Source organism: Budvicia diplopodorum (genome assembly GCF_009800925.1).
Lineage (GTDB): Bacteria > Pseudomonadota > Gammaproteobacteria > Enterobacterales > Enterobacteriaceae > Budvicia > Budvicia diplopodorum.
Genome location: NZ_WOYF01000002.1, coordinates 1 through 16017 on the forward strand (window position 1 = coordinate 1; position 16017 = coordinate 16017).

A 16017-nucleotide genomic window follows, 5' to 3' on the forward strand; every position below is an offset into this window, starting at 1 on the left:
GGATTTTCTTAACGGCAAAATCCTGTTCTGCTCTCGCAAACATCGCTATTCCATTAGGGGGGCTTATCATAATTTCGCGTAAAATATACAACAGTCTATTTGTTGTCTATCACTATCTTTCACAATAAGGCTAATTATTCCGAAAAATCAGGTCGCTAACGTGAAGTTTTTCATCGATATTTTCCGGCACTGACCACGCATTGCGACACCAATAAACCGGTATAATCACAGAGTCTAACTGACTTAATGAATGCAATCACAAAGATCTAAAGCGTTATCACCAGCAACAAGCGGCCTCGACGTTAGCGCGTTGTGAAAATAATTGTTTTGACTCATCGGGCGTCAGCCTGCGGTTGTAGTGATGGAGTAGTAGTTGGCGGTATGACTGTTCTGCCACAATTGGATCAACCGAACTATATGATACCTACACGGCACCTACACGACACCTACCGATTTATTAGGCGTTCCGCTATGGGTGCTGGCAATACCGCTGACCAGTCTGTACTCCATGCGTGAATACTATTATCCCATTGCCCTAACCCCTGCGTAGCTAATCATTCAATTAAACTGTCATTTTTAGCTTATCGAAACTATCAGTACTAACTCAACCCAGTTAGTTCAAGCTTGCGAAACGTATTCCATTTTTTCATACCGTGCAGAAAATCAAAATGACTACAGACCATTATTTACGCTCACGGGAGGGCTGGCTATTTCCGCCCGCTATAACCATCAATATCAATAAACATGTAGTTAGGTTAGCCAAAATCAGACTCTCATACCTGTAATGGTTACCCATCCATGACATGAAGGTACATTTGAACTCCAATTGGTTAATTAGGTATCAAACGTATACTTAATTGCCACTGTCATGTGATTTTCGTCCATAGATTTCACCATAATTGTCCATATTAAATACTGAACTAATAGCACAACTATTTATTGCCGCATCCAGAATTAAAATCCATTAAATTATTCGGTTGCGATCGTTAATACCAAAACATTGCAATATGCTTTAACTTTACTATTCCTTCAGGCAACTAAAATAGTCACAACTGCTTTACAAAAGAGGTGCAATATTTATTTTATGTTTATTTTTTGATGTTATTAGTTATCAATAAAAAGGCATTATCCAAATAACAAATAATATAAAAAAGCATTATCAGCCAGATTAGCGTACATCCAATGTCAATAGTTCCTATAAATACCGAAAAACAAGAACAAACAACCAACGAATGGTTAATTTAAAGAATTATAATTCATATCATACCATTTGTATGGAATTATCGATCGTGATATAACATAGATCAAATTGAGTGAAAGGAAATGATGAATCGGTGTGAATAAGCCATACCGCTAATATTTTCATTCTGTGCGCACCGACACAATAAAAGAGTAGTTTTGATTTTTATTATAGTATCTAATGCGTGGAATTAATATGTAAGGGTAAACGTAGTGAAAAATTGCCATGTATAACAAAAACACTTTTTTCCGATATAACCCTCAGACCAGCAGTACTGAACACTCAGATGATTAGCATCATTAATTGCATTAATAACAATGAGTTAATCTAAAAAACACATCAAGGATGGTGTACAAAATGAACTATACATTCCTTTTATTATCAGGGACGTTTTTCAAAACAATCATTATTTTGTCTGCTCTAAGATTGAGCTAAATGCAGCTTCACGCATGTATATTAACAACATTTTCAACATAACTCTGCCTAGCGGCGAAACGGTTTATATATTAACAACTTATTAATTTATTACTTATTTGACTTTAACAAAACCAAGCCTAAAAAGTAAAAAATGGAAATCAGGAGCAAGCAATGAGCAAGCAATGGAAAAAAATATTACCCATGGTATTGGGGGGCTCCTTCTTTGGGATTCCACTAGTTGAAGCAGCAGAATTAACCAATCAGACCTATACGAACACGATGACTACGATTACCAACGGTAATTATACGGTTAGCAATGGGGACGTCACTATAGATGCCTCCGGATTTGTCAGAGGTTATTATGGTAACGATAGGTCGCTAATCAATACGTATAATGGCGCGGTTAACGTCAATATCAGTGAGGGAAAAACGTTAACGCTCAGAGGCTCTAATGGAAAATATAACGCTTCAGAACACGCGTCTACGCTGTATGCGGTTAAACAAGGCTCGCTAAGCGGAACGATGTCTTTTACCGGCGGTAATATTGTTGTAAGCAATGAAATAACAAATTACGACGACAATTTTTATGCGATGTTTGCAGGTCCGGGTGGCAAGTTCGATTTCAAAAGCGATGGCGATAATAAAGTCAATCTAACCGTATATATGCCACCGTTAGGACCTACCCGAAGTGGCCATCGGTATGGCATTGGTCTGCAGAATGCACAGCTTGTCTTTGACGGTGGAAATTTTATCGTCAACGTTCCGGGAGATCCCGGGGGGGAGGCTATCATGGCTCGGCGTGGGTTGGTGCTGAGCGGTGGAAGCACTGCAGATATTAAAGCCGATCGGATTTTGATTGAAGCTAATGAGACTGCATTAGAATTTAGCGATTTCTACGAATTCCCGGGCATATATGATGCAGTAAATACGGCAAAATTTGAGGCAGACTCCATTGTTCTTAAAGGCAATCAAGGTATTTTTGCAGCAGGTGGAGGAACCTATCGAAATCGAAATACCATTGAGTTTACCGGTGAAACGCTCATCGAAGCTATCGGTCTGAGCAGTGGCGCAGATGAGTACGGAGAGAACTTCTTTGGATACAGCATCGGTGGCAGGGCAATTGAAGTAGAACAAACAGATATCACTTTTAATAATAGGGCAACTATTATTGGAGAAAATCTAACGCCTCAAGGGACTCGCCCAGGATATATGCAAGACCCCGGAGATCCATTCGAAGAGTGGATCGACCCCTACTGGCTTAAAACTATTTCTTTGGTGAATGGGTCAACCTTAGTGGCTAACGATGAATTTTCGTTAACCAGCAACGGCGGCTATTATAATACCGGCTTATACGTTTGGAAAAGCTCGGCGCAGTTTAACGGAAAAACAGATATTACCGTAAAAAATGGCGTAGATACTGCAAGAGCAATGTATATCTATGATGATTTTGATGGAACGACTAAGGCCACATTTGAGGATGACCTGAAAATTTCATTAGCCGGTACCAATGCTGACTATATCTCCGGAATTGAAGTGGCATACGGTGGTAAAGCAGAAGTGAAAAAGGGTCTGATTTTAAACGATAATAGCAATATTACCTGGGCGCTATATTCCAGAGGTGCTGATAGCCAAATTGATATCAATACTTCAGGCACAGGAACGGTGCAGGTAGTGGGAGAAGTTGGCGCTAGCAATAGTGGCGTACTAAATATGACTCTCAATAATGCAAATTCATATCTGACCGCCGCCAGTTATACATTATCCGCAGACTCCCCCAACAGAGGCACCGTTAATCTGGATATTTCCAATCGAGCTATCTGGAATATGACGGGGACTTCTAGCGTCACCAATCTGACGTTGGATCAAGGCACGGTCAATTTTCTGCCACCTAGCAACAGCGGGGCATTTAAGAACCTGATAGTTAGAGGAAACTATAACGGTGGCGGCACTCTGATCATCAATACCGCGTTAGGCGACGATAGTTCGGCAACCGATAAATTAATCGTGGCAGGCGATACATCCGGCACCACCGGGGTTATTGTCAATAACCACAACGGAACGGGTGGATTAACCGCCAATGGCATTGAAGTCATCAGGGTTGCAGGCCGGTCAGACGGAATATTTACGTTAAACAACCGCGTGGTTGCCGGTGCCTATGAATATCAACTAGCCCAAGGCAGCGTGAGTAGCCCGAATAACGGTGGCTGGTATTTACGATCTAGCCTTATGCCGGTTCCACCACCGACACCAACGCCAACGCCTACCCCAGATGAGCCAGTTGACCCAGATACACCAGTTACTCCCGTTACTCCAGTTACCCCAATCACGCCGGTTATTCGTCCTGAAGCCGGCAGCTATATGGCTAATATAGCTGCGGCCAGTAAGCTATTCAATCTACGCTTAGAAGATCGTGAAGGCCGGGCAGAGAACTCCAGCATGTGGCTACGCCAGCAGGGTTCCCGCACTAAATTCAGAGACTCTAGCGGTCAGATTAAAACGGCTACTAATACCTATGTGGTTCAGGGCGGTGGAGAAGTGGCACAAACCCAGTTTAGCGATACGGACCGTTTAGGCGTTGGCCTGATGCTCGGTTACGGTAAGTCGGACAGTGAGAGCGGTAATCATCACACTGGCTATAATTCTAAAGGCAAGGTTGATGGCTACAGCGGCGGCGTTTATGCCACCTGGTATCAGGATGCTAAAACCCTTAACGGCCTGTACGTTGATAGTTGGGTGCAGTACAGCATGCTGAACGCAGAAGTGAATGGCGAGCAGCTTTCGGGTGAGAGCTACGATATGAACGGCCTGAGTGCTTCAGTTGAAAGTGGCTATAGGATACCGGTATATCAGGGCGAAAGCGGCCACGTGTTTGTAACGCCTCAGGCACAAATCATTTGGAGCAATATTCAAGCCGATGACCATCGTGAGGCCAACGGTACTCAGGTTAAATCTGACAATAATAATAATGTTCAGACTCGCTTAGGTATGAAACTTTCTCGTGACGGCACAAGCGATATAGATAGCGCTAAAGACCGCCTGTTTACAACTTATCTTGAAGCTAACTGGCTGCACAATACCGAGCAGGCTTCAACCACTATGGACGGCGTGACAATCAGCCAGTCGGGATATACCAACGCTGGCGAGCTTAAGCTGGGAGTTGAAGGTCAACTGAATAAAAACGTTAATCTGTGGACTAACATAGCTCAGCAAATGGGTGATAATGGCTACAGTGATACTCTGGCCACGGTTGGGTTGAAGTATAGTTTCTGATTTAGCTGGTTCTTAAAAGAGTAATCCGAGCCTGTAATTTCACGATTTGAATTGCAGGCTCATTTTCTTGTCATCTATCCCTGTTTGGTAATTTATTTTTGGAATGCCCTTGCCCCGATAGACAATCTTGCCTTAGCTTTTCCACAGAATCGCGTTGAAGCATGCAGCAAACTTCTGATTACCCTTTCTTCTTACATCCATCAGCGATAATTTTGCCATTATGACTTTTGCGATCGTCAATACGTGAGTCAAATAAAGCTCAAGATGCATTGGTGTGTTAATACTGATAATTAAATATATTTTTCATAAAAAGGGTAAAAACTATATTTTGGCCTGCACTTGCACAACCAGTTGATTTTGCTAATGTTGTTATGCTATTGGTATAACGCTATAATTCTGTTTTACGCTCTCCCATAGTCCCTTCGACCCAACAGCGCAGAGTATTTCAATGAGCCGATACCATGTTTCTAACAGTGAAGGCCAGTATGAGGAAGACTCTGGCGAACAAGTTTTAGCTAACAAGCTGGGTATTTCTAGTTCCGATGAAATTGATGACGCTGAACTAGTACTTTTAGAACAGCTTTACCACCTTATCTTTGAAAAACAGTTCCCCCTTGAACAAATCACGGTATCGATGATTCAAAACTGGCACCGTCGCTGGTTAGGTAACCTATATAAGTGGGCTGGACAAGAAAGAACCGTTAACATCAGCAAAGGCGGCTTTATGTTTGCGCCTTCAGCACAGCTCCCAAAACTACTGAATGAATTTGAAGCTAAGTACCTTGCCCGTTACACACCGGGTGGCGGAATGGATGAAGAACAGCTCATTGAGGCTATCGCTATAATCCACGTTGAGATAATACTCATTCATCCATTTAGAGAAGGAAATGGGCGTTTGTCACGACTTTTAGCCGATGTGATGGCTGTTCAGGGAGGGTTTAAACCGTTGGATTATCAAAGCTGGGAGCAGAACAAAGCTCAGTACATTTCAGCTATCCATGCAGGTATGCTAATGGACTACGAACCTATGAAATATTGGGTCAGAAAAGCATTAAGAAATGACTAAACAGCCAGACGAAGGTGGGAAAACTTCTTGCGTTTAGCTTCAAGTGAAGCTTCAATTTGGCTGGAAGACTGACCTGTTTCAACTGCCGTTGACGTAGATACAGAACGAACAATATCTTCACGAGACGGCTTAGCGTAAGACATCGGTATTTTCTTGTTGTTATTCATTGAGGCCCCCAAATTTCAAATAAGTATTGAATATATATTATAAGCTATTATCGTTGATATTATAGAAGTGTTTTTATTCTGGAATACCCTTGTACCCGAAGACAATCCTACCCTGATTTTTCCACAGAATCGCGTTGAAGTGTACAGCAAACTTCTGATTACCCTTTCTTCTTACATCCATCAGCGATAATTTTGCCATTATGACTTTTGCGATCGTCAATACGTGAGTCAAATAAAGCTCAATGGAGTCTTTCACCGTCAAAACAGGTTGCTGTCTATTTCACATTGATCTCATCCCCGCTGTTTTTCAGCTTTTAGCTCAGTGGCAGGACAATGCCCTTCACGCTTCATTTTTTTCAGTTCATGTCGCTTAGTCCTTGCTATTGCAAGTGAAGTTGGCAGAAAGTTTCCAATTTTTACCTGTGTAAGTTTATTGGCGAGTGGGCTAGTATACGGGCAGGGAATAACGGACAAGCACAGCGCGAAACGCGCCAACTTATAAGACTCACCGGACGACGAGCGAAGAGACAGAAAATCCCCCCAGATGCTCCAAAACAAAAGATAAAAAGGTAAGGAAATGATAGTAAAGGATAAAACAGCCCTAGATTCGCACACGCCGATGATGCAGCAATACCTAAAACTGAAATCTCAACACCCTCAAATTCTGCTGTTTTATCGTATGGGCGACTTTTACGAACTATTTTATGACGATGCCAAACGGGCTTCTCAACTGCTGGATATTTCGTTAACCAAGCGTGGCGCTTCCGCTGGTGAACCTATTCCGATGGCCGGCGTGCCGCACCATGCTATTGAAAACTACTTGGCTAAATTAGTTCAGCTCGGCGAATCCGTTGCCATTTGTGAACAGATTGGCGATCCGGCCACCAGCAAAGGGCCGGTAGAACGCAAAGTGGTGCGAATTGTTACCCCGGGCACCGTCAGCGATGAAGCGTTATTACAAGAGCGTCAGGACAACCTACTGGCGGCTATCTGGCAGGATGATAAACAGTTTGGCTACGCAACGTTAGATATCAGCTCAGGACGTTTTTTGGTGGCTGAGCCAGTAGATAAAGAAACCATGGCCGCAGAGCTTCAGCGCACCAATCCTGCCGAGCTGCTTTATCCAGAAGATCTGGCCGCCATGGACCTAATCGAAAATCGTCACGGCCTGCGCCGTCGGCCGCTGTGGGAGTTTGAGCTCGATACGGCCCGCCAGCAGCTAAATATGCAGTTTGGTACCAAAGACCTAAGCGGATTCGGCGTTGAAAAAAACGTTCGTGCTCTGCGTGCGGCGGGCTGTTTATTACAGTATGTAAAAGATACCCAGCGTACGTCTCTGCCCCATATCCGAGGTGTAACCATTGAACGTCAGCAGGACGGTATTATTTTGGATGCCGCCACCCGACGGAACTTGGAACTGACCCTAAGCCTGTCCGGCACGACTGAAAATACGCTGGCGGCTATTCTGGATCATTCGGTTACCGCCATGGGCAGCCGCATGTTAAAGCGCTGGATCCATGCACCAACCCGAAACATAGCCACGCTGCGCCATCGTCAGTCGGCTATCGCTGAACTGCAGGACAACTATGCTGAATTACAGCCATTTCTGCGCAACGTAGGCGATTTAGAGCGTATTCTTGCCCGACTGGCTCTGCGGACCGCTCGCCCGAGGGATCTGGCCCGTATGCGCAATGCTTTTCAGCAGTTGCCTGATATTCACCAGATCCTTACCCCCTTCTCGTCTGAATATATCCAAATATTGAAAAGCCAGATTGGCCAGTTTTCAGAACTTCAGGCACTGTTAGAGCGCGCCGTGGTTGAATCACCGCCGGTGCTAATTCGCGATGGTGGAGTGATAGCGCCAGAATATAATGCCGAGCTGGATGAGTGGCGGGCGCTGGCCGACGGCGCAACGGACTATCTGGATCGTTTAGAAATTCGCGAACGCGAGAAGCTCGGCCTCGATACGCTGAAAGTCGGTTTTAACGGCGTTCATGGCTATTTCATTCAGGTCAGCCGCGGGCAGAGCCATCACGTGCCAATTCACTATGTGCGCCGCCAAACCCTGAAGAACGCTGAGCGCTACATTATTCCTGAATTGAAAGAGTATGAAGACAAGGTTCTGACCTCCAAGGGCAAAGCGCTGGCGCTGGAGAAGAGCCTATACGATGAGCTGTTCGATCTGATATTGCCGCATCTTGAAGCGCTACAGAACAGCGCGTCTGCACTGGCCGAGCTGGACGTACTTTGTAATTTAGCGGAGCGGGCCTATACGCTGAATTACCACTGCCCGACCTTGACCGATAAACCGGGCATTCAGATTACCGGCGGGCGTCATCCGGTGGTTGAACAGGTGCTCAATGAGCCGTTTATTGCCAACCCGCTACAGCTTTCTCCTCAGCGCCGTATGCTGATTGTTACCGGCCCCAATATGGGGGGTAAAAGTACCTATATGCGTCAGGCGGCGCTGATCGTACTGATGGCCCATATCGGCAGCTTTGTTCCTGCCGAAAGCGCCACCATTGGCCCAGTAGACCGCATTTTTACACGCATAGGCGCCGCAGACGATCTGGCCTCTGGCCGTTCTACTTTTATGGTGGAAATGACCGAAACCGCCAATATTTTGCACAATGCCACTGAACACAGTTTGATCCTGATGGATGAAATTGGTCGCGGAACCTCAACCTACGACGGCCTGTCGCTGGCCTGGAGCTGCGCTGAGAATCTGGCTCATAAGATTAAAGCGATGACCCTGTTTGCCACTCACTATTTTGAGCTGACAACCCTGCCGGAACGCATGGAGGGGGTAGAAAACGTGCATCTGGATGCCGTTGAGCACAATGATACCATCGCGTTTATGCACAGCGTTCAGCCGGGAGCCGCCAGTAAAAGCTACGGTCTGGCCGTTGCGGCACTGGCCGGCGTGCCTAAAGATGTCATCAAACGGGCGCGGCAGAAACTCAAAGAGCTAGAATCGCTGTCGGTCAACGCGGCCAACAGTAATATTGATGGTTCACAAATGGCTTTGCTGGCAGTAGAAGAACCATCTCCAGCGATAGAAGCCTTAGAAAATCTAGACCCAGACACGCTAACGCCGAAACAGGCCCTTGAGTGGATCTACAAGCTTAAAGATTTGGTTTAATACTCACTCGATGGCAATCTGCTTGGTTATCGTCAGTCCCTCAACGTCGTCGCCCCGTTGAAAAACGGGGTCCAGTCTTTAAGCCAAGCACTAATTGGTTAGCTAAAACCTAGATCCCGTTTTTCAATGGGATGACGGCAGTATAGAGCCAAATTTCACGATCTGAACGTTGTCCGCAGTATCAAACACAAATCAGCGCTCCTGATGAAAAGCGATAATTTCATCCAGCGTCGGGGTGTTATCCGCATTAGCCTGACTTTCACTATCCCACAGCTTAGCCAGTGAAATAGCCTGACCGCAGTGAATAAACGCCTCTTCAATATCGACCACAATCGTACACTTCACCCGTTTGCCGGTATCCGTAAAAAACTCACACAGCGACGGATCGGTAGAGATAGTTGCTTTGCCGTTGACCCGAAAGACTTCGTTATAGCCCGGAATAAAGAATGTTAAACCGACCTGCGGATTCTCAATTATATTCTGCAATCCGTCTAACCGGTTATTGCCCGCGTAGTCAGGAATTAACAGCGTTTTTTCACCCACGGTTTTCACAAAGCCCGGGCCGCCGCCTTTAGGCGATACGTCTACGCCTTTGGTTCCTACGGTAGCCAACACGCAGAAAGGAGAGAGAGAAATCAGCGTTTGACCATAGGGTGCCAGAAAATCAATCTGCTTGTTAACCACTATCGGATGTGGGGCGCTATAGCGCTCACGCAGTTGCTCTTTGGTTGTGACAATATATTCAGGCTTGGTATGCATACAATCTTATCTCTCTAAGGTAAGCCAGTAGGTGCCGGTTAACTTCACGGGAAGGAAGCGCTGGTTCAGCTCATCCATGGTTTTCTGCGGATCGATATCCTGATAAACGTTGGGTTGAATCCATTTCGCCATTGCCTCTGCGCCAACGATATTAAACGGTGAACCGGAAAAGTAGTTCCAGAATCCGTGCACTCGGCCGCCCTTCACTGCATCAAAGGTATTGAGCCCTTTCTGCTCGACTAATGATTTCAACTGACGCTGGCTGAGTGCCGTATCAACGCTGGTACCCAGCGGTAAGGCTTTATTCGGATCAACGGCCGAATGTCCGGTCGCAATATACACCCGAGGATTTTTTTGAATCAAATATTCAAGGCTCAGCACCCCGCCATTAGCGGTAGGAAACTTATCGGCACCGACATTCACGCCTTTAAACAACGAAATATACTCGCCAATGCCGCCGGTTCCGCTACTCCAGCAGCAATCCCAAACGCCGGGGTATGCGTGCAGTAACACGGTAGGATGCTGTATTTTCGGGTCGTTAAGCCGCGACGTCAGACGATCCATATGAGCCTGATAGAAGCTAATCAGCTCTTCCGCTTTCTTCTCCCGATCTAACAGCTGGCCTAACACCCTCACCGATGGAACCGTATGCTCTAACGGAGACTGATAGAAATCAATAAAGGCGACCGGAATATGACTCTTGTTGAGCAATGCAATCAGGTTTTGAGAACGCTGGGCCTGCCAGCTTTCAAAAATCACTAAATCTGGAGACAGGGAAAGGATCGTCTCGGTTGAAAGCTCGTCTCCGCTACCGCTGCCAATTACCTTAAGATCGGCCAGTTTAGGAAAGGTTTTCAGATAAAGGTTATAGGTAGCCACATCCAGCTTTTTGAGTTCACTTCCCCAGCCAACCAAAACGTTAGTCGGATCCTCATCAACAAACGACATGGCAACAAAGCTGTATCCGGAGGCTAAGACCACCCGCTGAGGTTTGTGTAAAAGAACCACTTTATTTCCCATCACGTCGGTGACGTCTTTTGGCCAGTCACTGGCATAGGTGGCTGAGATACTAAAAATCAGCACCAGAAGCAGCGTTAGCAATCTATTGTTCATTGAATATAAAGCCCGTTGATAAAAATGAAGAGCAACGCCTTAGCGTATTTCCTCTGAATAATGATAATTATTCGCAATATATCATTTGGCGAATAGTAAAAGAATCATCATCCAGAATGAATTATTCAATTTTTCTCATTTTGTTTGACAGCGGGTAATAAATAAAATGACAATACGTATGATAATCAGTCTCATTCCACATAACTTATAAACTACTCAGGATGCTTCATATTATGGACCGCAAAGTCGCCTCGACTTACCCAACCTTAAAACCATTAGCCTATGCCATTTTACTTGCTGCAACAGCCTCTTTTCCAACGATAGCGGAAGAAACCGCAAAATCAGAAGCGGCATCAGAAAGTAGCGACGAAAAAGTCGTTGTTATCGGTGGAAATACGGCATTAAAAATAGATACTCCAGCGGCCGAAACGCCACGAGCATTGTCAGAAGTTACCCTAGAAAATATAAAAGATCGCGGGGTCAAAAAAATTGATGAAGCCATGCGCTATAGCGCTGGCGTTCAGGCTACGCCTTATGGTCCCGATAATATCAACGACTGGCTGAAAATCCGTGGTTTTGGCTGGTCACGCTATCAGAATGGGCTACAAACCTTGAATGAAAGCGGTTTCTACGGCTGGCAGCAGGAAGCCTATGGCGTAGAACGAATCGAAATGCTTAAAGGCCCGGCATCCATGCTGTACGGGCAAAACCCACCGGGTGGATTAGTTAACGTTCTCAGTAAGCGCCCTACTCGCCTAAAGCAGGGCGAAGTGGAGCTTTCTTATGGTTCTGACGACTATCGTCACTTCGCGCTGGATACCTCCGGCCCGGTTACCGATGAAGGCAACGTTCTGTATCGTTTAGTTGGCTTTGCCCGTCAGGCTAACGGTCCGACCGAGGGCGCTCAGAGCGAACGTTACTATATCGCGCCGAGTATCAGTATCGATTTCTCAGACGATACCAGCCTGACTCTGCTAACCAGCTATATGAAAGACAATACTAACCAGACCAGCGGTTTTAAACTGCCTTACGGCACACTGCAAGATACACCGTTTGGTAAAGTCGATTATAAAATGAGCTATGGTGAGCCGGATTATGCTGCCAATAACTCTGAAGAGTTCATGGCTGGATACGAATTCAAGCACAGCTTTAACGATACTTGGACTTTCCACCAAAATATGGCCTATAGCTATATGAACCTGCTGTTACGGGGCGCTTATGGTCTTAGCATGATCGACGATCGTCACGTTAACCGTGGGCTAACCTACCGAGACGGTAGCGCGCAAAGCTGGGCATTAGATAACCGCATGGTTGGTCACTGGACGTTTGACCGCTTCGAAAATACGCTGCTATTGGGCGTTGACTACTTTACCGCTAACTCTCGCGGTAAAGACGCCAACCTATACAGCTTCGGTGCACCGTTAGATATCTTTAACCCGGTCTACGGTAACTACCAGCCGGTATCAGACAGCGATCTGTTTAATCACAGTACTAAACGTCGCCAGAACGGCCTGTATATTCAGAACCAAATTAAGTTTGATGATAAATGGCTATTACTGGTCGGCGGGCGTTACGATAAAGCCACCTCTAGCGATACCCAGCCGGATACTAACGATCGTATCGATATGGACGACCATAAGTACACTAAGAGTGCCGGTTTAATGTATATCTCTGATATCGGGCTTAATCCATACGTCAGCTACTCTGAGTCGTTCCAGCCGTTATCCGGCAGAAATAACAACAATAATCCTTATGAACCTCAAACCGGCGAGCAAACCGAGCTAGGCGTGAAGTACGTACCAAACTGGTTTAACGGCTATATTAACGCCGCAGTTTACGAGCTGTATCAGAAGAACACGCTGACCACCGACCCGGCTAACCCGTCGGTTCGGACTCAAACCGGTGAAGCCCGTTCACGCGGGTTAGAGCTAGAAGCCGTTGGCAATGCAACAGATGACCTGAAGTTTACCGCTAGCTATACGCTGAATCAGGTAATCACCACGCAATCGTTAAATGCTGCAGAAATCGATAAACGCCTGCCGGCTACGCCAAGAAATATGGCATCGCTGTGGGCCGACTATAACCTTCCTGGCTCTCTGCACGGATTCACTATCGGTTCTGGCGTGCGCTATATTGGCAGCACCTACGGTGATTCGACCAACACTCGCGATATGAAAGTACCAGCCTATACCCTATGGGATGCAATGGTTCGTTACGACATCAGCAAAGAGTGGCAAGTGCAGGTGAATGCCAATAACTTAGCCGATAAGAAATACGTCAGCGCCTGTGACTACTGGTGCTACTACGGTGACGGCCGTACCGTTACCGCTAAGCTGAACTATCGCTGGTAACAAAACGCTAGCATAAAACGTTAGCCATGAAAAAAACCGGCGTCAGGAAACTGACACCGGTTTTTTTAGTGTTGATGGTTAAGAAAATTTATTCCTGAAACAGTGCCTCAATATTCAAACCTTGTTTCATCAGGATTTCGCGCAATTGCGCCAGCCCTTCAACCTGAATCTGACGAACGCGTTCACGAGTCAGACCGATCTCGCTGCCGACGTCTTCCAGCGTTGCCGCTTCATAGCCCAACAGACCGAAACGACGAGCCAACACTTCACGCTGTTTTGGATTCAGTTCAAACAACCATTTCACAATACTTTGCTTGATATCGTTATCCTGAGTGGTGTATTCAGGATCGTTGTTATTTTCATCCGGCAGAATGTCTAACAGCGCACTGTCAGATTCGCCGCTTAACGGTGAATCAACCGAGGTCACTCGTTCGTTGAGGCGCAGCATACGGCTAACGTCACCAACGGACTTATCCAGCTTGTTAGCAATATCTTCTGCACGCGGTTCGTGATCTAACTTATGGGAAAGCTCACGGGCGGTGCGCAGATAAACATTAAGCTCTTTAACGATATGAATGGGCAGACGGATGGTGCGAGTCTGATTCATTATCGCGCGTTCAATAGTTTGTCTGATCCACCAAGTGGCGTAGGTTGAGAAGCGGAAACCTCTTTCTGGATCGAACTTTTCAACGGCTCGAATCAGGCCCAGATTTCCTTCTTCAATCAAATCAAGTAGCGCTAAGCCGCGATTGTTATAGCGGCGCGCAATTTTAACAACCAAGCGCAGGTTACTTTCAATCATGCGACTGCGGGCCGGTGCGTCGCCGCGTAGTGCCCGCCGTGCAAAATAGACTTCTTCCTGAGCGGTTAATAGGGGTGAGAAACCGATTTCTCCGAGATACAGCTGTGTCGCATCCAGCACATGTTGAGTCACATCCTGTGAAAGCAGTGTATCTTCAACTGAACTATCATCCTCAGCAACTTCTAACTGAGCTTTTTCATCAAATTCAGTAGGTTCACTATCATCGAAATCAGCATTTTCAGGCCATTCGTTGACTTTCAGCGTATTGGAACTCATAGTTTGTTTTCCTACCCGTAGTTGCGACACTCAGGCAGGAAAACAAAACTCCTGCCCAGTTAACGCTGCGGCAAATGCTGCAGCGGGTTGACGGATTTGCCTTTGTAACGGATTTCAAAATGTAACCTTACAGAGCTGGCACCCGTACTACCCATTGTTGCTATTTTTTGTCCTGCTTTTACATCTTGTTGCTCAGCAACTAGCATCGAATCATTGTGTGCGTAAGCGCTGAGGTAATCATCATTATGTTTAATAATGATTAAGTTACCGTAACCGCGTAATGCATTACCTGCATATACAATACGCCCGTCAGCAGCGGCAAGTACCGATTGGCCACGTGAGCCCGCAATGTCGATACCTTTGTTTCCACCATCTGAAGTCGAGAAGTTATCAATCACTTTTCCTTCAGTTGGCCAACGCCAGCGAACGCCTGATGTACTACTACTTGTCGTTGCAACGGGTACTGTTGATACACCGGTTGTAGCACTAGTAGAAGCCGTCGATGTCCCTGCCGTTGCTGGTAACGTTTTATCAACATTCTGTTTACCAGTTGTAACAGCATACTCGTCTGATTTACTAGAATCAACAGTTGCCGGTTGATTTTGATTACTACCTGAAGGTGAGACTGCAGCCCCATTACCACTGGTTCCGGCCAGCATCCCGCCATTACTAGGAGTGGTTGTATTTGCACCTCCGCCAACGTTTAAAACTTGTCCGGCAGATAATGAATAAGGTTCTGCAATGCTATTTTTTTGTGCTAATTCGCGAAAATCATTACCGGTGATCCAAGCGATATAAAAAAGAGTATCGCCGCGAGAAACGGTATACGTTGCCCCGCCGTTATATGACCCTTTAGGAATATCAGAATAGCTACGGTTATAAACAATACGGCTATCGCCGGTATTTGCTGAACTCGTCTGATTATTATTCGTTTTGGCCGGAGTGGTGGGAACCGTTTGGCCAGCAGGACTTGCGGTACTGGCCGCGCTTTGCCCCTGCGTGTAGACAATATTAGGACGACTAGTATCAATCGCCGTCGTCGTTGACGGAGAACTATCTACCGTACCTGACTTTGACGTCGGAGCGGCAGAATAGCCGCCGCTATCATTGGTGATAGCCGTTATCGGTGCGGGTGCCGTTGTATCACTGCTACAACCTGCTAATAATAAGCTGACTACCGTACCTACTGTAATATACCGATATACCTTCATCGGGCTTCCTTTACGCATGCTTACCCCACCATAGCAGAATCAATAACTGATTAAAGTCCATTAGTAACTGGCCAAACGCCCGGCCAACTGAAAATTATTTATATCCATTAAAAAATTAATTTAACTGACAATTTTACTTATTACGGTTACATCAAATCTGAGCGATATACTGTTTATTCCGTTATATTTAATTCAGATTAAAA

At 45.8% G+C, this 16017-nt stretch carries 9 protein-coding genes; 4 read left to right on the plus strand and 5 right to left on the minus strand.

Annotated elements, in window-relative coordinates; all coding sequences use genetic code 11:
* The first annotated feature begins 1828 nt into the window (after positions 1–1828).
* Both GVI43_RS02505 and GVI43_RS02510 read left to right on the plus strand, forming a co-directional pair.
* Positions 1829–4927 (plus strand): autotransporter family protein, encoded by a 3099-nt coding sequence (locus GVI43_RS02505; RefSeq protein WP_159565096.1) that lies wholly within the window; start codon positions 1829–1831, stop codon positions 4925–4927.
* A gap of 448 nt (positions 4928–5375) precedes the next feature.
* Complete coding sequence (locus tag GVI43_RS02510; protein WP_159565098.1) at positions 5376–5993, plus strand: Fic/DOC family protein; 618 nt, start codon at positions 5376–5378, stop codon at positions 5991–5993.
* Here GVI43_RS02510 and GVI43_RS15745 read toward each other — a convergent pair.
* Entirely contained in the window at positions 5990–6160 is a 171-nt protein-coding gene (locus tag GVI43_RS15745; RefSeq protein ID WP_170324308.1) for a hypothetical protein, read from the minus strand. The two genes, GVI43_RS02510 and GVI43_RS15745, sit on opposite strands and share 4 nt — an antisense overlap.
* A gap of 577 nt (positions 6161–6737) precedes the next feature.
* Between GVI43_RS15745 and mutS the strand changes: the two genes are divergently transcribed.
* Positions 6738–9302, plus strand: coding sequence for a DNA mismatch repair protein MutS (mutS, locus tag GVI43_RS02515; protein ID WP_159565100.1), 2565 nt, complete (start codon positions 6738–6740; stop codon positions 9300–9302).
* Between the two features lie 192 nt (positions 9303–9494).
* Here mutS and GVI43_RS02520 read toward each other — a convergent pair whose 3' ends face one another.
* Both GVI43_RS02520 and GVI43_RS02525 read right to left on the minus strand, forming a co-directional pair.
* On the minus strand, positions 9495–10061 hold the full coding sequence (locus GVI43_RS02520; RefSeq protein ID WP_159565102.1) for an MSMEG_1061 family FMN-dependent PPOX-type flavoprotein: 567 nt from the start codon (positions 10059–10061) through the stop codon (positions 9495–9497).
* 6 nt (positions 10062–10067) lie between these two features.
* Positions 10068–11174 (minus strand): ABC transporter substrate-binding protein, encoded by a 1107-nt coding sequence (locus GVI43_RS02525; protein WP_159565104.1) that lies wholly within the window; start codon positions 11172–11174, stop codon positions 10068–10070.
* A gap of 233 nt (positions 11175–11407) precedes the next feature.
* Here GVI43_RS02525 and GVI43_RS02530 point away from each other — a divergent pair, with 233 nt between their 5' ends.
* Positions 11408–13525, plus strand: coding sequence for a TonB-dependent siderophore receptor (locus tag GVI43_RS02530; RefSeq protein WP_246201461.1), 2118 nt, complete (start codon positions 11408–11410; stop codon positions 13523–13525).
* An 88-nt stretch (positions 13526–13613) separates the two neighbouring features.
* On the opposite strand, the gene rpoS is transcribed toward GVI43_RS02530, so the two are convergent.
* Positions 13614–14603, minus strand: coding sequence for an RNA polymerase sigma factor RpoS (gene rpoS, locus GVI43_RS02535; RefSeq protein WP_159565108.1), 990 nt, complete (start codon positions 14601–14603; stop codon positions 13614–13616).
* A gap of 59 nt (positions 14604–14662) precedes the next feature.
* Positions 14663–15832, minus strand: a complete 1170-nt coding sequence (gene nlpD, locus GVI43_RS02540) for a murein hydrolase activator NlpD (RefSeq protein WP_159565110.1) — start codon at positions 15830–15832, stop codon at positions 14663–14665.
* Between the last annotated feature and the right edge of the window lie 185 nt (positions 15833–16017).

Bases quoted from the DNA above. Each gene is read 5' to 3' on its own strand.
- GVI43_RS02505 (WP_159565096.1), top strand. From the start codon at position 1,829: ATGAGCAAGCAATGGAAAAAAATATTACCCATGGTATTGGGGGGCTCC.
- GVI43_RS02510 (WP_159565098.1), top strand. From the start codon at position 5,376: ATGAGCCGATACCATGTTTCTAACAGTGAAGGCCAGTATGAGGAAGAC.
- GVI43_RS15745 (WP_170324308.1), bottom strand. From the start codon at position 6,160: ATGAATAACAACAAGAAAATACCGATGTCTTACGCTAAGCCGTCTCGT.
- mutS (WP_159565100.1), top strand. From the start codon at position 6,738: ATGATAGTAAAGGATAAAACAGCCCTAGATTCGCACACGCCGATGATG.
- GVI43_RS02520 (WP_159565102.1), bottom strand. From the start codon at position 10,061: ATGCATACCAAGCCTGAATATATTGTCACAACCAAAGAGCAACTGCGT.
- GVI43_RS02525 (WP_159565104.1), bottom strand. From the start codon at position 11,174: ATGAACAATAGATTGCTAACGCTGCTTCTGGTGCTGATTTTTAGTATC.
- GVI43_RS02530 (WP_246201461.1), top strand. From the start codon at position 11,408: ATGGACCGCAAAGTCGCCTCGACTTACCCAACCTTAAAACCATTAGCC.
- rpoS (WP_159565108.1), bottom strand. From the start codon at position 14,603: ATGAGTTCCAATACGCTGAAAGTCAACGAATGGCCTGAAAATGCTGAT.
- nlpD (WP_159565110.1), bottom strand. From the start codon at position 15,832: ATGCGTAAAGGAAGCCCGATGAAGGTATATCGGTATATTACAGTAGGT.